Below are 18,688 nucleotides of genomic sequence, written 5' to 3' on the forward strand. Positions count from 1 at the left end.
AACCGCCTGCGCCGTCGGCGGCTCCGGCGGCTGCCGCCGACACCGGGCCCGCGCGCAGTCGATACGCTGCAGTGATGCCGTACCTGGAACGTGATGGGAACGTATTCGTGCTGTCGCTGGGCAATGAGGGCCAGACCGACAGCGAGAACCGCTTCAGCCACGAGTGGATAGACGAGACACACGCGCTGCTGGACACCGTGGAGGCGAGCGAGGGGCCCGCCGCGCTGGTCACGACCGCCACCGGGAAGTTCTTCAGCAACGGTCTCGACACCGACTGGCTGTTCGCCAACCTCGACCGGATGCACGGCTACCTCGATCGCGTGCACACCGTGTTCAGCCGGATCCTGGCCTTTCCGCTGCCCACCGTCGCCGCGATCAACGGGCACGCGTTCGGCGCCGGCGCCATGCTGGCGACCGCGCACGATTTCCGGGTGATGCGCGCCGACCGCGGGTTCTGGTGCCTACCCGAAGTGCACCTGGGCATGCCGTTCACCACCGGGATGAACGCCCTGCTGAGCGGTCGGCTGACCAACCAGGTCGCGGTCGCCGCGATGACCACCGGACACCGATTCGGCGGTCCCGAGGCCCTGGCCGCCGGAATCGTCGACGACACCGTGGACGCCGCAGCGCTGCGCGGCGCCGCGGTGGAGCGGGCGGCGGCGCTGGCCGTCAACCGGACCCCCAGCTTGCCCGCGATCAAACGGTCCCTGCACGCCCCGGTCCTGGCCGGACTGGCGGTGCCGACCACTCCCGATAACCTGGCGTTCGCCGCGAACTAGCGGCGCGGACCGGGCGGGCGAGGTCCGCGATACCCGCACCGCGGACCGAGACGTGGGCGCGTCGCGCGGACGCCGTCGCGCACAGATCCGGCCACGGTGCGAAACTGGAGGTTACGGCCGTTCCCCCCGGGTCGAGCGGAACCGCCGGCATGTACCGCGACGACAGTCGCGGACGATTACGTGTACAGGTGACCCGCGCACGTGGAGATAAGTGGTTGACAGCTGCTCGTTCTACGACAGGAGGACATTCGGTGAGCACATCCGGCCGTTCGGTGCGAGACGGACAGGACGCGGTGACGGCGTGGCTGGCCGAGCACACGGTCGATCTCGTTAATTGGCGGCGGCATATCCATGCCAACCCGGAACTGTCCCGCACCGAGTTCGCGACCACCGAGTTCGTCGGCACCTGGCTGACGAAGGCAGGTCTGTCGTTCCGGGTGCTGCCCAGCGGTACCGGTTTGATCTGCGATTTCGGTCCGGACGACGCGCCGCGTATCGCCTTGCGCGCCGATATGGACGCGCTGGCGTTGCAGGAGTTCACCGGCCGCCCCTTCACCTCCACGGTGCCCGGCGTCTCGCACGCCTGCGGTCACGACGCGCATACGTCCATCCTGCTGGGCACCGCGCTCGCGCTGGCCGACCTCGACCTGCCGGTCGGGGTGCGGCTGATCTTCCAGCACGCCGAGGAAGTCATGCCCGGCGGCGCCCTGGACATGGTCGCCGCCGGCGCGGTGACCGATGTGGACCGGGTGTTCGCCCTGCACTGCGACCCGCGGCTGGAAGCGGGCCGGGTCGGGATCCGGGTCGGCGCCATCACCTCGGCCGCCGATACCGTGGAACTGGTCCTGGACTCGCCCGGCGGGCACACCTCACGCCCGCATCTGACCAGCGATCTCGTCTACGCCATCGGCACTGTCATCACCGGCCTGCCCGGACTGCTGACCCGCCGGATCGATCCGCGCACCAGCACGGTCATGGTGTGGGGAGCGGTCAGCGCGGGCAAAGCACCCAACGCGATCCCGCAGACCGGCATGCTCACCGGCACCGTCCGCACCGGCGACCACGCCACCTGGGCGCTGCTCGAACCGCTGGTCCGGGAAATCGTCGGCAGCCTGCTCGCCCCGACCGGTGTCCGCTACCAACTCGACTATCGGCGCGGTGTACCGCCGGTAGTCAACGACGAGCACTCGGTACGGATGTTCAGCGACGCCGTACGCGCCGTGGGCGCCGATGCCCTGGCCGACACCCCACAGTCCGGCGGCGGCGAAGACTTCTCCTGGTACCTGGAAGAGATACCCGGCGCGATGGCCCGGCTGGGGGTCTGGTCGGGAGAAGGGCCCCAGCTGGACCTGCACCAGCCGACGTTCGATATCGACGAACGCGCGCTGGCGGTGGGGGTGCGGACATTCACCAACATCGTGTTGCAGGCGGGGCAGCAACTGTCCTGAACGGCGGCGTCCGGGATCGGCCCCCGGACGCGACCCGCCCGCTCAGCTGAAGTTGTTCCCGGGTCCTACATTGCGGCTGTTGCGGGTGCGCAGCGCGTGCACGTACTCCTCTGGGGCCCCGGCTTTCTCCGCCGCGTCCGCCATCACGCCCAGATATCGCGCCGAGGGGAGGCCGCCTTCGTAGGCGTCCAATACGTACAGCCAGGCGAGGATCGGCTGGGTGCCGCTGCCGGGACTGGGGGTGACGCGGAGGCGGATCTTGCGGTGGATGCCGAAATCCGAGCCCTCCCAACGGTCCAGCCGCTGCTCGTCCTCGGTGGAGACGTCGTAGAGCACGACGAAGACCCGGGATCCGGGTTCTTCCACGACGGTGGCGAGCGGACCTTCCCACCCGATGTCGTCCCCGCTGAACGTGAGGCGCCAGCCCTCCAGCCAGCCCGTCCCGGACATGGGGGAGTGCGGACAGCGCTCGAGCATCTGGGTCGAATCCATATTGGACCCGTAGGCAGCGTAGATCGGCACACCGGCAGCTTAGTTGTGTGGCGGCTCTCACCGGTACGGGGCGTCGTAAAACGCGTTCAGGGATGCGCTTCGGCGCGGTCGACGCGCTGTTGCGGGCGGGCGCGGACTGCGGATGGGCTGCGCCCAGCAGCACCTATTAGGCGTACCTCCGCCTTCGCTCCGGCCATGCGCGACTGTGGATCGGGCTGCGCCCGGCTGTGCCGATAGTGCGTACCTCCGCCTTCGCTCCGGCCATGCGCGACTGTGGATCGGGCTGCGCCCGGCTGTGCCGATAGTGCGTACCTCCGCCTTCGCTCCGGCCATGCGCGGACTGCGGATGGGCTGCGCCCAGCAGCACCTATTAGGCTTGACGCGGCGAGTGAGGGCCGCGTAGCTGCCGCGCCGGGCGCGGGTGATTAGGACAGGGGAACGTATGACCCGCATTGCGATCATCGGTGGCGGACCCGCAGGTTACGAGGCGGCGCTGGTCGCGGCCCAGCACGGGGCGCAGGTCGTGCTGATCGACTCCGACGGCATCGGCGGAGCGTGTGTGCTCTGGGACTGTGTGCCGTCGAAGACCTTCATCGCCTCGACCGGTGTGCGGACCGACCTGCGGCGCGCGCGCAACCTCGGGATAACGCTCGACCCGAGCCAGGCCGAGGTGCGGTTGCCCGAGGTCAACGAGCGGGTGAAGGCGCTGGCGTTGGCGCAGTCCTCCGATATCCGATCCAAGTTGCAGGCGGCAGGGGTCCGCGTACTGCCGGGCCGGGGCCGATTGGCCGGACCGGGATCGGGGCGGTCGACACATCGGGTCGAGGTGTCGTTTCCCGATGCAGCCGAGGAGATCGTCGAGGCCGAAGTAGTGCTGCTCGCGACCGGCGCGTCACCGCGGGTCCTGCCCGGGGCCGAGCCGGACGGAGAGCGGATCCTCAACTGGCGTCAACTCTACGATCTCGCGGAACTCCCCGAGACCCTGGTAGTGGTCGGTTCCGGTGTGACCGGTGCCGAATTCGTCTCCGCGTACACGGAAATGGGCGTGCGGGTGATCCTCGTGTCCAGCCGGGATCGGGTGCTGCCGGGGGAGGACGCCGACGCCGCGCTCGTGCTCGAGGACGCGTTCGCCGAACGCGGGGTGGAATTGGTGAAGCACGCGCGCGCAGACAAAGTGGAGCGCACGGACGACGGGGTGCTGGTGACCCTGTCCGACGGCCGCACCGTATCCGGGTCGCACGCGCTGATGACCGTCGGATCGACGCCGAACACCGGTGACCTCGGCCTGGATCGAGCCGGTGTCGAACTCGACCGCGGCGGCTATCTGCGGGTCGATCGTGTCTCACGGACAGCGGTCCCCGGTATCTATGCCGCCGGCGATTGCACGGGTCTGCTGCCGTTGGCGTCCGTGGCCGCCATGCAGGGCCGGATCGCCATGTACCACGCGCTGGGAGAAGGGGTCAGCCCGATCCGGCTCAAAACGGTCGCGTCAGCGGTGTTCACTCGCCCGGAGATCGCGACGGTGGGAGTGAGTCAGACCGCCATCGACAACGGCGAGGTCCCGGCGCGCACGGTGATGCTGCCGTTGAACACCAATCCGCGAGCGAAGATGTCGGGCCTGCGCCGGGGTTTCGTGAAGATCTTCTGCCGGCCGGCGACCGGTGTGGTGATCGGCGGAGTGGTGGTCGCCCCGATCGCCTCGGAGCTGATCCTGCCGATCGCGCTCGCGGTGCAGAACAACCTGACGGTGAACGATCTGGCGCAGACGTTCTCGGTGTACCCGTCGCTCACCGGCTCGGTCATGGAGGCGGCCCGCCAGCTCATGCGCCACGACGATCTGGGGTGAGCTGTATATATTGCCCCGCCTTCGGCGGGGCGGGTCGGGGCCCTCGTTAACCCCGGTTCTTCACTCCTGCGCTCAGTCGCTGCGCTCCTTCGCTCTGTCGCTCCAGAACCGGGGCGGGCCCCGACTGTGTTTGTTTGCCCCGCCTTCGGCGGGGCGGGTCGGGGCCCTTGTCAACCCCGGTTCTTCACTCCTGCGCTCAGTCGCTGCGCTCCTTCGCTCTGTCGCTCCAGAACCGGGGCGGGCCCCGACCACATAGGCCGACCATCTGACAGGGGCGGTTGCGGTGTTGCTCCGGAACCGGGGCGCACCGGCCGTCCGGAAGAAACGGGATTTGCGGGCGCAAGTCGTGCAGGCATCGAACGGCACTGCTGCGTTGTCGGTGCCGACTCGTCGTGGCCCTAGGCCGCGTTTCATAAGTCGTGGCCGGATAACCACAGGTTGATTGCGGCGACGCGGACCGTGGCCAGGTAGCGGACAGCGAGTTTGTCATAGCGGGTGGCGACTGCGCGGTGCTGTTTGAGGCGGCTGATCGTGCATTCCACGGCGTGGCGCAGTTTGTAGAGGTTCGGGTCGAACGCTGGCGGCCGGCCGCCAGCGTTTCCTTTGGCCACGCGATGCGCTGCCTGGTCCGCCTTGATCGGGATGGTTGCCTTGATCCCGCGTTGCCGCAGGTAAGCACGGTTGGCCGCCGAGGAATAGGCTTTGTCGGCCAGGACCCGATCCGGTCGCGACCGGGTGCCACCGACCCCGAGTCGCGGCACCCGTATTTCGCCGAGCACCGTCGTGAACTGCGGGCAATCGGCCCACTGACCAGGTGTGATCACCAGAGCCAACGGCCGCTGGCCCTGGTCGGCGGCCAGATGCAGCTTCGTGGTGAACCCACCCCGCGACCGTCCCAGACCGTGGTCAGCGGGTTCGTCGTCGAAACCACCCGCCGGTTCGACCTGACCGTCGAAGTCGCGGCGGGCACCCGCCGCATGCTGGTGCGCACGGGCGATCGTGGAGTCCACGCTCACCGTCCACTCGATCTCGCCGCCCGCGTCGGCGTGGGCTTGCAGCGCGGTCAGTATCGATTCCCACGTGCCGTCACGCTGCCAGCGGCGGAACAACCCGTACACCGTCTGCCACGGCCCATACGTTGTCGGAATATCACGCCACGGGCTGCCGGTCCGGATCCGCCACCGGATCCCGTCGATCAACCGGCGTTTCGACCACCGCGGTGGCCGACCCGGCTTCATACCAGCAGGTAGTAGCGGTTTCAGTTTCGCCCACTGAGCATCAGTCAGATCCGCACGGCACGTTGCCGTTACGCTGTTCACGAGGTCTCCGGTTGGTTTCCGGTTGTGCTTGGTCGTTCAACCAACTACCGGAGACCTCGCCACATCACCAACTTCTCAACCCGGACAACGGGTTCCATCCCACACCATCGGGCTTATGAAACGCGGCCTAGCGGTGGAGGTGGGAGATTGACCAGCTCGTGAAGGTCTGTGTTTATTTGCGCCGCCTGCGGCGGCGCGGGTCGGGGCCCTCGTCAACCCCGGTTCTTCACTCCCGCCGGTCGGTCGCTGCGCTCCCTCCCTCTGGTCGCTCCAGAACCGGGGCGGGCCCCGACCGTGTTTGTTTGCCCCGCCTTCGGCGGGTCGGTCGGAGCCCTTGTCAACCCCGGCCTCGGGGGTGATCATTCGGAGGGTCGGGGTTGTTATTCCTGTCGGTCGGTGGCTTTCGAAATCTTGTTCCGGGACCGGGCGGGCTTCGACCGGGGATGCCGGTTATCCGGAGAAGGTTTTCGTGGAGGAATTGCCTCGCTGGAATCGAGCCGGAGTTCCTGATCGCGTCACTGCTTTTTCATTCGTGTTTCACCCCTGAGTGTTCCTGCCGGTGGTGAGTTTTCGTCACATTGCCGGAACTGCTCGAGTATGGTTCACTTCCCAGGCAGAGATGCGATCGGCGGGCGGTCGCGAGGTTTGGTGCCGGGGGGTTCGTCCTTTCGGACTCGGACAGCGAACGGCCCATTCGGGTCACCCGCTGGAGTTCGTGTCTCGGATGAGACAGAACTGGACGCGGACCGCAGGTGGCGCCGCATCTGGGAAAGGGATTGGGCGAATAGTGAAACATCGTAAGCCGAACCGGGCGGGCCGGGCGGTGGCGAGCACTTCGCTGCCTCTTGCGACTGCTGCGGCCATGGCCATTTTCGCGTCGCCGGCGGGGGCCGTTCCGACCGATCAGCCGGCCACGCCGACGACGCCTGCGCCTGCGCCTTCGCAGCCGGGTACGAACGAGAACCAGGGCGGACCGGAGACCACTCCGAGTCAGCCGGGTGTGCAGAACAACGAGGATCAGCCGGGCGCCAGCCCCACGCCGAGCCCGAGCCAGCCCGGTGTCACCACCCCGGAGCAGGGTGGCCAGGGCGAACAAGGACTGACGGGTCCCACGCAGCCGGGTGTCACCACGCCGCGCGTGGCGCCGCTGCCCGTGCCGGGTCAGCCCGCACCGGCGCAGCCGGCGATCTCGCCGAATACGCCCCAGGGCCCGCAGCCGCCCGCGCAGCCGGGTGACAAGCCCGCGCCGCCGCCGGCCGCCGGGGGCGACGCGCAGCCCGGTGAACCGCAAACCGATACCCTGATCGAGCCGCAGACCCCGCAGTGGCAGGCGCCGAGTCTGGACGAGGCGCCCGTGGCGCCGGTCGTCGAGATGCAGGGCCCGCATATGGAGATCGGCGCCGCGCTCGACGGCGGGTCGCTGGCTCCGGGGAGCTTCGCCAACACCCACCACTTCTCCAACCAGTCGGGATATGTCGGTACCGCCGGTTTCCGTACCCCGACCGGTACGGGCGAGGCCGGTATCTCGGTGGAGTTCGTCGACGAGAACACCATCAACGTTTCGACCTTCACCGGTGGGAACGGGTTGCCGGACAACCGGCTCGATCACACAATTGATACGACACCGGTGAACACGGCGAAAGCGGCTGTCGAACACTGGATCGCCCAGCAGCCGGGCGGCGCCGCCGCTCTGGACGCCGCGTCCAAGATTCAGCCTCCGCCGCCGCTGCTGCCGCCGGGCAACTACCCGGAGCAGACGATCAATCTCGCTGGTGTCAACACCCAGTGGGGTGGTTCACTCCAGTACTGACACGAGTGAAATCTTGCCGGGTGGGGCGGTCGAACACGGCCGCCCCACCCGCGTGTCTCGGAAGGGATGGGCTGTGACCGGCGAGGGTGAAGGTAGAGAGCGCGAACCCGATCGGGCGGATTTCGGACCCCCCACCGGGGAGTTCGGACCACCGGTGTCCGGGTTCGGCCCGCCGACGGGCGAATTACCGGTATCGGGCTGGAAACCGGAGCCGCGCCCGCAGGATTCGGGGCTGACCTGGCGCCCGGCGGGCGGATCGGGCCCCGCACCTGCGGAGTCGCCGCCGGTGCCTCCGCCGCCGCCCCAGTACCGGGCGCCGGAAAGTTCCACTCCGGTCTCTCGTCCGGCACCGCCCTCCCGCCCGTTGGTGCGGCCGGCCCCGGCGGCACCGGAGACCGACTCGACCACGGTCCGGCATCAGATCCCGCCGGACCCGGTGCCGCGCAAGACACCCGGAGCCGAACGCGCCCCGGAATCGGATCAGACCACGGTCCGGCACGCGACCACGCCGGAACCCCCGCGCTGGTCGGCGCCGAACCAGTCCGGTGGCGCCGACCAGACGGCGCCGCGGCCCCGGGCCGGGGGATTGTCCTGGGACAGCGATCCGATCGCGCAGAAACTCACTCCGCAGTCCGTGGCGGGCGCATTGTCGGCGAAACCGCGCCGCAGTGTCCCGGTCGGCCGGATCGTCACGGTGGCGGCGGTGCTGGTCGCTTTCATCGCCGTCGGGGTCGCCATCGTCGTGGTCAGCAGCAGTGACGACGGGCCGTCGGCGGCACCGGCCGCCGACCCGAGTTCCGCGCTGAGCTGTCCGGCGAGTCAGGACGGCGGGGTGACCGTGGGCGACGGCGTCGGGGATACGGCCAACGGTCCGGGGGCGATCCTCGGATTCCAGCACGAGTTCTATGTGGAGCGCAGCGGTGTCGGTGCCCGTGAGTACGTCGCGGCGGATTCGCCGGCGATTTCCTCGGCGGAGACGATTCAGGACGCAATCGATACGCATATCCCGGCGGGGACCGAGCATTGTGTCCGGATCACCGAACGTGCCCCCGCCTCCTTCGATGTGGACCTCATCGAGTTGCAGCCGAGCGGCAAGAAGACGGTGTACAAGCAGACGGTGACCACGGTGGATCGGGACGGCAAGACCGTGCTGTGGGTGATCGCGGACCGGGGCTGATCTCACAATGTGAAATCACAATGCCATATCGTGGTAATTCATGGGATGATCGGGATAACTACCAGGTGATATCCCCGGAGGCCTCATGTCCCATCACGAACCGCCGCTGGCCGGCAAGCTGGCCGGCCTCACCAGCTCGGCCATTCGCGACCTGCTGAAACTCACCGCCGACCCGAATATCGTCAGTCTGGCCGGCGGTCTGCCCGACGCCGCACTCATGCCCGGCGCGCGGATCGCCGCCGCGGCCGAGGCGGCCCTGGGCGCCCACACGGTATTGCAGTACACCGAATCGCCGGGGTGGGGTCCGCTGCGCGAGGTGCTCGCACAGCGGGAATCGGCCCGGCTGGGCCGGGCCGTCGGGGTCTCGGAGGTTTTCGTGACCCACGGGTCGCAGCAGGCGCTATCGCTGCTCGCGGACGTGCTACTGGACCCCGGCGCGCTGGGACCCGGCTTATGTCGGCGCACTGCAGGTCTTCCGGGCCGCCGGTGCGCGCATTGCCGCGGTGCCGCTGGACGATGAGGGCATGCGGGTCGATCTGCTCGCGGAATCGATCGCCCGTGGGGAGCGGCCGGCCGTCGTGCACACGGTGAGCAATTTCCACAATCCCGGCGGTGTGACCATGAGCCCGCGCCGGCGGCAGGCACTCGCGGCGCTGGCCGAGGAGCACGGGTTCTGGGTGATCGAGGACGATCCCTACGGCGACCTGTTCTTCGACCGGCCCGCACCGCTACCGGTGGCGTCGTATTCGCGCGCGGTGATCCGGCTGTCCTCGGCATCGAAGATCATCGCGCCGACCCTGCGGGTGGGCTGGATGGTGGCCCCGGAGCGGGTGTGCCGGGCCGTTGAACTGCTGAAGCAGGGTGCCGACCTGTGTGGTTCGGCACTCACCCAGCAGATCGCCGCCGAGCTACTCGCCGATACCGCCTGGCTCACCGGTCATCTCGACACGGTCCGTGGTGTCTACGCGACCCGAGCCGCGGCCCTGGTCGACGCGGCGCGCACCCACTTCGGTGACCGGTTGCGGTGTTCGGAAGCGTCCGGGGGAATGTTCGTCTGGGCGGAGTTCACCGACGATACCGACACCTCCGAACTGTTGCCCCGGGCGCTGGACGCGGGTGTCGCCTTCGTACCGGGACGGGCTTTCGCGGTGAGCAACCCGTATGAGCGGGCCATGCGGATGTGTTTCACCACCGCCGCCCCGGAGGTCCTCGCCGAGGCGATGACGCGCCTGGCCCGAGCCGCGGACCTGACCCCGGTTCATTCGGCCCAGTCGTAGGTGCGTTCCACCGCCTTGTTCCAGTCGCCCAGCCGGGACTCGCGATCAGCGGCGGACATGGTGGGCGTCCAGGTCTTGTCCGCGGTCCAGTTGGCCCGGATATCGTCGGTGCTCGGCCAGTAACCGACCGCCAAGCCCGCCGCGTAGGCGGCGCCGAGCGCGGTGGTCTCGTTGACCATCGGGCGCACGACCGGGAGATCGAGGATATCGGCCTGGAACTGCATGAGCAGATCGTTGGCGACCATCCCGCCGTCGACCTTGAGCGCCGTCGCCGCCAGATCCAGTGACCGGGCTTCGGCGTCGGCGCGCATGGCATCCATCACCTCGCGGGTCTGGAAGGCGGTCGATTCCAGGATCGCGCGGGCGAGATGGGCCTTGGTGACGAATCGGGTCAGGCCCGCGATCACTCCGCGGGCGTCGGGCCGCCAGCGCGGGGCGAACAGTCCGGAGAACGCCGGGACGATATAGGCGCCGCCGTTGTCGTCGACCGTGCGCGCCAGGTCTTCGATCTCCGGCGCCGCGGAGATGATGCCGAGATTGTCGCGGAACCACTGGACCAGGGCCCCGGTCACGGCGATCGATCCCTCCAGCGCGTAGACGGGCGGCTGGTCGCCGAGCCGATAGCACACCGTGGTGAGCAGGCCGTGTTCGCTGAAGACCGGAGTGGTGCCGGTGTTGAGCAGCATGAAGTTGCCCGTGCCGTAGGTGTTCTTGGCCTCGCCGGGCGCCAGGCAGGCCTGGCCGAACATCGCGGCCTGCTGATCGCCGAGGATTCCCGCTACCGCCACTCCCGCCAGCGGTCCCGCGCTGATCTCCCCGTACACCTCCGAGGAGCTCCGGATCTGCGGGAGGACGGCGGTCGGCACACCGATCTCCCCGCAGATCTGTTCGTCCCATTCGAGGGTGCGCAGATCCATGAGCAGGGTGCGGGAGGCGTTGGTGACATCGGTGATGTGCCGGCCGGTCAGTTTCCACAGCAGCCAGCTGTCCACGGTGCCGAAACACAGTTCCCCGGCCTCGGCGCGCTCCCGCGCGCCGGGCACGGTATCCAGGATCCAGCGCACTTTCGGCCCGGAGAAATAGGTGGACAGGGGAAGGCCGGTGCGGTCGGCGTACCGGTCGGCGCCGTGAGTCCCGGCGAGTTCGGTGCACAGGCGGTCGGTGCGGGTGTCCTGCCAGACGACGGCGTTGTGGATCGGACGACCGGTATCGCGCTCCCACACGATGGTGGTCTCGCGCTGATTGGTGACCCCGACCGCCGCGATATCGGCCGCGGTGAGCCCGGCTTCGTCCAATACCGCGCCGAGCACGAATTCGGTATTGCGCCACAGCATTTCCGGATCGTGTTCGACCCAGCCCGGCTTCGGGAAGATCTGCTGGTGTTCCCGCTGGGCCACGCCCGCGATCTGTCCCTGCCGGTCGAACAGGATGCACCTGCTCGAGGTCGTGCCCTGGTCGACGGCGGCCACATAGCGCATGGCAGGAGGCTAACGTAATTCCGTGGTCCCGTGACGGGTGTCTCCCTGCCGACGTTTGCCGGGTGATTCCCCTTAGGCTGTAGATCGAACGCGCAAACCCACAGCTGACCCGATCGATGACGTACTCCAGGAGTCGGAACCGATGATGCGATGCCTCCGCCTTCGCTTCGGCCTCCGCGAACCGCATGTACCTGCTCGCGAGGAGGGAAAGTGACCATACAGCCGGGATCGCAGTTTCTCGGACCCGATCAGCGTCGAGCCGCATGGGACCGTCTGGGCAAGGACCATTTCGATGTGATCGTGGTGGGCGGCGGTGTCGTGGGCGCCGGGATCGCGCTCGACGCCGCCACCCGCGGGCTGAAAGTGGCGCTGGTGGAAGCGCGGGACCTCGCCTCGGGTACCTCCAGCCGGTCGTCGAAGATGTTCCACGGCGGCCTGCGGTATCTCGAACAGCTCGAATTCGGGTTGGTGCGCGAGGCGTTGAAGGAACGCGAACTGTCGATGTCGCGGCTGGCGCCCCACCTGGTGAAGCCGCTTCGCTTCCTCTACCCGCTCACCCGGCGCGCCTGGGAACGGCCCTATGTCGCGGCGGGACTGTTCCTCTACGACACCATGGGTGGGGCCAAATCCGTTCCGGGACAACGCCATCTGTCGCGTCACGGCGCATTGCGGCTGGCGCCCGGTCTGCGCGGAAATTCGCTGATCGGCGGGATCAGCTACTACGACACAGTGGTGGACGACGCCCGTCACACCATGACCGTGGCCCGCACCGCCGCCCACTACGGCGCGGTGATCCGCACCTCCACCCAGGTCGTGGGTTTCCTGCGGGAAGCCGACCGGGTGGTCGGGGTGCAGATACGCGACAGTGAGGACGGAACCACCGGCGAGGTCCGCGGGCATGTGGTGATCAACGCGGCGGGCGTGTGGACCGACGAGGTGCAGGCGCTGTCGCAGCAGCGGGGCCGGTTCCATGTGCGGGCGTCCAAAGGCGTGCACATCGTCGTTCCCCGCGACCGGATCATCAGCGACGCCGCGATCATCCTGCGCACCACCACCTCGGTGCTGTTCGTGATCCCGTGGGGCGCGCATTGGATCGTCGGCACCACCGATACCGATTGGAATCTCGATCTGGCCCACCCGGCCGCCACCAAAGCCGATATCGACTACCTGCTGGACCGGGTGAACGAAGTGCTGGTCACCCCGTTGACCCATGCCGATATCGACGGTGTGTACGCGGGCCTGCGGCCACTACTGGCCGGGGAGAGCGATGAGACCTCGAAGCTGTCGCGGGAGCACGCGGTAGCGCGGATCGCGCCCGGACTGGTGGCGATCGCCGGCGGCAAGTACACGACCTACCGGGTGATGGCCTACGACGCGGTGGACGAGGCCGCACAGGACATCCCGGTCCGCGTCTCGCCCTCCATCACCGAGAAAGTCCCGCTGCTCGGCGCCGACGGGTATTTCGCGCTGGTCAACCAGACCGTGACGCTCGCCGAAGAGTACGGGGTGCACCCGTACCGGGTGAAGCATCTGCTGGACCGGTACGGCTCGCTGATCGACGAGGTCATGGCCCTGGCCGCCGACCGTCCCGATCTGCGGCAGCCGATCGGCGCCGCGCCGTCCTACCTGCGGGTGGAGGCGGTGTACGCGGTGGCCGCCGAAGGCGCGCTACATCTGGACGACGTCCTCGCGCGGCGCACCCGGATCTCCATCGAGTACCCGCACCGCGGCGCCGAATGCGCCGAGGAGGTCGCCCGCCTCATCGCCCCGGTACTCGGCTGGAGCGATGCGGAGACCGATCGCGAGATCGGGACCTATCTGGCTCGGGTGGACGCCGAGGTCCGTTCGCAGACCCAGCCGGACGACGCCGCCGCCGACGCGCTGCGCATCGCCGCTCCCGAGCCGCGGCCCGAGATCCTGGAACCGGTCCCGCCCGGCGGCTGACGCTGCGGGCCCGCCGACCGGCCGCTCAGTGTGCGGCCGGAAGGTGCGGCGGTGCGGTAGTGGCGGCCGGTCCGAGCTGCGCCGGCGCCGGCGCCTGCCGTGTCGCCGCGGGGTGCAGGAGGAAATAGCAGAACACCACGGTGGCCACTATGGCCAGCACTGCGGAGAGCAGCTTGCCGGTGACGGCGGCCAAGTGGACGGTTCGGGTGTTCATGGGACCTGCTTCCAGTGCGGTACCCGTGTGTCGTCGGAAAGCGGCCGATCATTACCACGCCCATGGCGGCCGTCACAGAGAAGGCGGCGGCCCACCTGCGACAGCGTAGGCGTTCACGCTGGTGGGACCTGGCATTTCGGGCAGTAGTAGATTCCGCGTTCCCGGCGGCTCACCCGGTCGTGGCGCGGGGCGGTCTCACCCAGCAGGTCGACCCGCAGCGTGGTGCCGCAGCGCTGGCACGGGAGCCGGGCACGGCCGTAGACGAGCGGTCGCCACGGCGGTTGATGCGCGGCCCGGTGCAATACCCGATGCGCCTCGTGCACGAGTGCCAGGAGATCGGCGACCTCGCCGACCGGGCGTGCCGGGTGGATGCGACGCAGGTAGCAGATCTCACTGCGGTAGATATTGCCGATCCCGGCGAGATTTCGTTGATCGAGCAGGGCCAGCCCGATCGGCAGGTCCGGGTCGCGGATGAGCCGGTCCACGGCCGCTGCCGGGTCCCAACCGGCGCCCAGCAGGTCGGGGCCCAGATGGTCGATGGCGGTGTGCTCATCGGCGCGACGCAGCACCTCCACCAGCCCGAGGTCGAACCCCACCGCCTCGGTCTCGGCGGTTCCGAGCACGACCCGCGCGGCGACCCGCGGCTTGGTCCAGCGCTGGCCGCAGTGGAACACCCGCCAGCTGCCCTCCATCTTCAGATGCGTATGCACGCTGACCGTGTCGGTGCGGATGAACAGATGCTTGCCGTAGCTGCCCACACTGTCCACGACCTGGCCGCGCAGGTCGACGGTCGCGTACCGGGGCACGCGGAAGTCGCTGCGGGTGAGGGTCGTGCCGTCGAGCGCGGCCCGTAACCGGCCGGCGGCGAGGAAGACGACATCACCTTCGGGCATGTGTCTGTGGCCTCGCTTTCGCCCGGTCGGGGCCCTGGTGACCCCGGGTCTCCACGTCGGCGCTCCATGCGGTGTGCGGGGAAAGGGTCATGGGCGACGGCGCAGGCGCAGGCCCTGCGGGGTGGAGGCGAACCCGGCTTCGGTGAGGAAGGCGGCGAAGGTATTGCCGTGCACGGATTCGCCGTCGACCCGGTCGATGACCAGCGAGTCCATCCGGCCGGTGCGGACCAACCCGGCCAGCGCCCCGGCCGCGGCCTGCCGGGCGGTGGGATCCTCGGTGCAGGTGAGCAGCGTTTTCCCGCCGCGTTCCAAATACAGGACCAGATCGCCGTCGACCAGCACGACCAGGGCGCCTGCCTTGCGCCCCGGACGGTGGCCGGCTTCGCCCGCGGTCTTCGGCCAGGGCAGGGCGGCGCCGTACGGATTGGCCGGATCGCAGGCCGCGAGCGCCAGCGCCGAACCGTCCGGTCGGCGGTCGCCTTCGAAGGTGCGCAACCGGTCCACCACATCGGTGGTGGAGAACTGGGCGCCACCCAGCGAATCGACGAAATAGCCGCGCCGACAGCGGCCGCGGTCCTCGAATTCGCTGAGCACCCGGTACATGAGGGCGAAACCGCCGGGTATGCCTTCGCTCTGCACCGACCCCTTGGTCAGGACGCCGTAGCGTTCCAGTAGCAGATCGGCGCTCGCCTGCGCGCGGACCGTGTTGTCGGCCGTGCGGTCGGGCAGCAGCGACCAGCGGCCGGAAACGGTCGGCGGCCCGGAACGGCTCGGCATCGCCGGTCGTGGCAGGTAGGTCCGGCCGCGCGGTGCGCGCCGCGGGGTCCGGTGCGCGGCGGGCGCCCGGGTCGACCCGGTGAGGCGGGCCCGCACCGGGGCGAACGTGTCACCGGAGACGATTCCCGCCCAGACGAGGTCCCACAACGCGGCGGCGACCGCCGCGTCGTCGAGTAGACCGGTCGTATCGGAGAGCTGCCGGAAGAAGTAGGCGCCGCCCCCTTGGGCTACGGGCGTGGTGAGCGCTTCGGGCGGCACTGCCGCCGCGGGCCCCGCGCCGAGGGCGGTGAGCAGGGCCAGATGGACGTCGGTGAACTCGGGTTCGTCCGGTGGCTGCAGTGTGAAGGGCGCCTGATCGGCAGGATGCAGAGCGACCCAGCCGTCCTTGGCGTTGATGGCGCCGTGACCGGACCAGCGGACCTCGCCGGTGGCCATGAGCTCGTCGAGGAAAGCAGGGGTGTAGTCGCGGACCCTGGCCGGCAGCACGAGCGATTCCCATGCCGACGCCGGAACCGGCACACCGGCGAGCTGGTCCACCACGGTCGCCACACCGTCGACCCCGCGCAGTTCTCCGGTGCCGATGTGCTGCCAGTCGGGCAGGAAGCGGCCGAAGGCGGCGGTGGACACCGGTTCGACTTCGTGCCGGGCCGCGGCCAGGCTGCGCCGACGCAACCGGCGCAACACCTGAGCGTCGCACCATTCCGTGCCGGCGGTCTCGGGGGTGAACTCACCTTCCACCACCCGCTTCTCGGTGACCAGGCGCTGCAGTGCCGACGCCGCGACGGCGGCGCCCAGCCCGAACCTGTGCGCGACCGCGTCGGTGCCGAAGGGCCCGTGGGTGCGGGCATAACGGGCCACCAGATCGCCGAGCGGATCGGGGACCGGTTCGATGAAGGCGGCCGGGGTGCCGATCGGCAGAGGCACACCCAGTGCGTCGCGCAGGCGGGCGGCGTCCTCGATCGCCGCCCACCACACCTGGCCCGCGTAGGACACCGCCAGCGCGCGCCGGGCGTCGGCCAGTTCGGCGAACCAATCGGCGGGGTCTGCCCGGCAGCGCTGCCGGGCCTCGTCGGGAGTGAGCGGTCCGAGCAACCGCAGCAGATCGGCCAGACCCTCGGCGTCGCGGGCCGTGCGTTCCGGGGTGCGGCGTTGCAGTTCCAGCTCGACCTGGGCGATGATCTCGCTGTCCAGCAGTTCGCGGAGTTCGACCCGGCCCAGCAGTTCGGCCAGCAGGGACGAGTCCAGGGACAGGGCCGCGGCCCGGCGTTCGGCCAGCGGGCTGTCGCCGTCGTACATGAACTGGCCGATGTAGTCGAACAGCAGCGCGTTGGCGAACGGGGACGGGGTGGCGGTCTCCACCTCGACCAGCCGCACCTTTCGCTGTGCCACCGCGGTGAGCAGCTCGCGCAGCGCCGGCAGGTCGTACACATCGCGCAGGCATTCGCGCACTGTTTCCAGCAGGATCGGGAAGTCCGGGAATTTCCGTGCCACATCGAGCAATTGGGCCGACCGCTGCCGCTGCTGCCACAGTGGCGCGCGCCGTCCGGGATCGCGGCGCGGCAGCAGCAGCGCGCGGGCCGCGCATTCCCGGAATCGGGACGCGAACAACGCCGACCCGCCCACCTGTTCGGTGACCAGTTCGTCGATCTCATCCGGTTCGAAGACGAAGAGCTCGGCCCCCGGCGGATCGTCGGTGGTATCCGGCAGCCGCACCACGATGCCGTCGTCGGAGGCGTTCGGCGCGGCGTCGACCCCGAAGCGTTCGCGGAGCCTGGAGCCCACCGCCAGCGCCCACGCCGCGTGCACCGGCAATCCGAAGGGCGAGTGCAGGACCAGCCGCCAGTCGCCGAGTTCGTCGCGGAAACGCTCGACCACCAGGGTGCGGTCGGTGGGCAACCGGCCGGTCGCCGAACGCTGATCATCCAGCAGCGCACGGAGATTGGCGGTGGCGTTCTCGTCCAGACCGGCGGCCGTGGTCCGCTCCGTGAGGGCTTCGGGGGAGTTCTCCGAACCGGCCCGGCGCACGAATTCGCCCAGCGCGGCACCGAGTTCGGCGGGGCGGCCGAGGGAATCGCCGTGCCAGAAGGGCAACCGGCCGGGTTGACCGAACGCGGGGGTCACCAGGACGCGGTCGTAGGTGATGTCCTCGATCCGCCAGCTGGTGGCGCCGAGCGCGAAAACATCGCCGACCCGCGATTCGTAGACCATCTCCTCGTCGAGTTCGCCGACTCGCGAAGCTTTCTCGCCCACCATGTACACCGCGAACATGCCGCGGTCGGGGATGGCGCCGCCCGAGGTCACCGCCAGGCGCTGGGCGCCGGGCCGTCCGGTGAGACTGCCGGCGTCGCGGTCCCACACCAGACGCGGGCGTAGCTCGGCGAACTCGTCGGAGGGGTAGCGTCCGGCGAGCAGATCCAGCACCGCCTCGTAGGACGAGCGGGGCAACGCGGCGTAGCTTCCGGTACCGCGCACCGTCTCGAACCAGGTGTCGACGTCCAGCGGCTCCAGCGCGCAGGCCGCGACGGTCTGCTGGGCGAGGATGTCCAACGGATGCGCGGGGATCTTCAATGCCTCGATCTGCCCCGACAGCATCCGCTGGGCCGCCACGGCACAGTGAACGACATCGGTACGGTGTTTGGGGAACAGCACCCCGCGCGAGATCTCGCCCACCTGATGCCCGGCCCGGCCGATGCGCTGCAATCCGCTCGCCACCGAGGGTGGAGCCTCGACCTGGACCACCAGATCCACCGCACCCATATCGATTCCGAGTTCGAGGCTGCTGGTGGCCACCACACAGCGCAGCCGGCCGCTCTTCAGATCATCCTCGATCAGCGCCCGCTGCTCCTTGCTCACCGACCCGTGGTGCGCCCGCGCCAACAGCTGTTCGGCACCGTGGTTGACCTCGGTGGACGGCCCCAGCTGGGCGGGTGGGGGGTGCGCCGTCTCGACGGACTCGCCGAGCCGGTCGGCGTAGGTCTCGTTCAGCCGGGCGGTGAGACGTTCGGCGAGGCGCCGCGAATTGGCGAACACGATCGAGGAACGATGTTCGAGGACGAGTTCGACGATCGCCTCGTCCACATGCGGCCACAGCGACCCGGGTTGTATTGATTGCCCCGCCTGCGGCGGGTCGGGTCGGGGCCCTCGTGACCCCGGTTCTTCACTCCGGCGCTCAGTCGCTGCGCTCCTTCGCTCTGTCGCTCCAGAACCGGGGCGGGCCCCGACCGTGTTTATTTG

11 protein-coding genes and 2 pseudogenes are annotated in these 18,688 nt (G+C 69.2%); 7 read left to right on the forward strand and 6 right to left on the reverse strand.

Annotation, left to right across the window (positions count from 1 at the left end; genetic code table 11):
* Positions 1–74: 74 nt before the first annotated feature.
* Positions 75–779 (forward strand): enoyl-CoA hydratase/isomerase family protein, encoded by a 705-nt coding sequence (locus OG804_RS26845; RefSeq protein WP_328391120.1) that lies wholly within the window; start codon positions 75–77, stop codon positions 777–779.
* Between the two features lie 251 nt (positions 780–1,030).
* Complete coding sequence (locus tag OG804_RS26850; protein WP_328391122.1) at positions 1,031–2,227, forward strand: M20 family metallopeptidase; 1,197 nt, start codon at positions 1,031–1,033, stop codon at positions 2,225–2,227.
* 42 nt (positions 2,228–2,269) lie between these two features.
* Here OG804_RS26850 and OG804_RS26855 read toward each other — a convergent pair whose 3' ends face one another.
* Positions 2,270–2,749: a gamma-glutamylcyclotransferase gene (locus OG804_RS26855; RefSeq protein WP_328391124.1), complete on the reverse strand. Its 480-nt coding sequence runs from the start codon at positions 2,747–2,749 to the stop codon at positions 2,270–2,272.
* Positions 2,750–3,161: 412 nt separating this feature from the next.
* Here OG804_RS26855 and OG804_RS26860 point away from each other — a divergent pair, with 412 nt between their 5' ends.
* The gene (locus OG804_RS26860; protein ID WP_328391126.1) at positions 3,162–4,565 is read left to right on the forward strand and encodes an NAD(P)H-quinone dehydrogenase; all 1,404 of its coding nucleotides are present in this window, start codon (positions 3,162–3,164) and stop codon (positions 4,563–4,565) included.
* Between the two features lie 410 nt (positions 4,566–4,975).
* Here OG804_RS26860 and OG804_RS26865 read toward each other — a convergent pair whose 3' ends face one another.
* Complete coding sequence (locus OG804_RS26865; RefSeq protein WP_328391131.1) at positions 4,976–5,884, reverse strand: IS5 family transposase; 909 nt, start codon at positions 5,882–5,884, stop codon at positions 4,976–4,978.
* 1,000 nt (positions 5,885–6,884) lie between these two features.
* Here OG804_RS26865 and OG804_RS26870 point away from each other — a divergent pair.
* The 3 genes and pseudogenes from OG804_RS26870 (at position 6,885) to OG804_RS26880 (ending at position 10,148) form a co-directional block, all read left to right on the forward strand.
* Positions 6,885–7,694, forward strand: coding sequence for a hypothetical protein (locus OG804_RS26870; protein ID WP_328391133.1), 810 nt, complete (start codon positions 6,885–6,887; stop codon positions 7,692–7,694).
* Between the two features lie 436 nt (positions 7,695–8,130).
* On the forward strand, positions 8,131–8,871 hold the full coding sequence (locus tag OG804_RS26875; RefSeq protein WP_328391135.1) for a hypothetical protein: 741 nt from the start codon (positions 8,131–8,133) through the stop codon (positions 8,869–8,871).
* A gap of 85 nt (positions 8,872–8,956) precedes the next feature.
* Positions 8,957–10,148 (forward strand): annotated as a pseudogene (locus OG804_RS26880) (aminotransferase-like domain-containing protein).
* Here the strand turns inward: OG804_RS26880 and glpK are convergent.
* Positions 10,130–11,626, reverse strand: a complete 1,497-nt coding sequence (gene glpK, locus OG804_RS26885; protein WP_328391137.1) for a glycerol kinase GlpK — start codon at positions 11,624–11,626, stop codon at positions 10,130–10,132. The pseudogene OG804_RS26880 and the gene glpK sit on opposite strands and share 19 nt — an antisense overlap.
* A gap of 210 nt (positions 11,627–11,836) precedes the next feature.
* Between glpK and glpD the strand changes: the two genes are divergently transcribed.
* Positions 11,837–13,570, forward strand: a complete 1,734-nt coding sequence (gene glpD, locus OG804_RS26890) for a glycerol-3-phosphate dehydrogenase (protein ID WP_328391139.1) — start codon at positions 11,837–11,839, stop codon at positions 13,568–13,570.
* 25 nt (positions 13,571–13,595) lie between these two features.
* Here the strand turns inward: glpD and OG804_RS26895 are convergent, their stop codons facing one another.
* The 3 genes and pseudogenes from OG804_RS26895 to OG804_RS26905 form a co-directional block, all read right to left on the reverse strand.
* Positions 13,596–13,784, reverse strand: a complete 189-nt coding sequence (locus OG804_RS26895) for a hypothetical protein (protein ID WP_328391141.1) — start codon at positions 13,782–13,784, stop codon at positions 13,596–13,598.
* A 113-nt stretch (positions 13,785–13,897) separates the two neighbouring features.
* Positions 13,898–14,677: a DNA-formamidopyrimidine glycosylase family protein gene (locus tag OG804_RS26900; RefSeq protein ID WP_328391143.1), complete on the reverse strand. Its 780-nt coding sequence runs from the start codon at positions 14,675–14,677 to the stop codon at positions 13,898–13,900.
* A gap of 87 nt (positions 14,678–14,764) precedes the next feature.
* Positions 14,765–18,586 (reverse strand): annotated as a pseudogene (locus OG804_RS26905) (Lhr family ATP-dependent helicase); the annotation flags it as partial.
* Positions 18,587–18,688 lie beyond the last annotated feature (102 nt).

The sequence above is a fragment of the Nocardia sp. NBC_00416 genome (genome assembly GCF_036032445.1).
Taxonomy (GTDB): Bacteria; Actinomycetota; Actinomycetes; order Mycobacteriales; family Mycobacteriaceae; genus Nocardia.

What these genes read in the sequence shown, in the direction of transcription:
- OG804_RS26845 (WP_328391120.1), top strand. Translation starts at nt 75, where the DNA reads ATGCCGTACCTGGAACGTGATGGGAACGTATTCGTGCTGTCGCTGGGC.
- OG804_RS26860 (WP_328391126.1), top strand. Translation starts at nt 3,162, where the DNA reads ATGACCCGCATTGCGATCATCGGTGGCGGACCCGCAGGTTACGAGGCG.
- glpK (WP_328391137.1), bottom strand. Translation starts at nt 11,626, where the DNA reads ATGCGCTATGTGGCCGCCGTCGACCAGGGCACGACCTCGAGCAGGTGC.
- OG804_RS26895 (WP_328391141.1), bottom strand. Translation starts at nt 13,784, where the DNA reads ATGAACACCCGAACCGTCCACTTGGCCGCCGTCACCGGCAAGCTGCTC.
- OG804_RS26900 (WP_328391143.1), bottom strand. Translation starts at nt 14,677, where the DNA reads ATGCCCGAAGGTGATGTCGTCTTCCTCGCCGCCGGCCGGTTACGGGCC.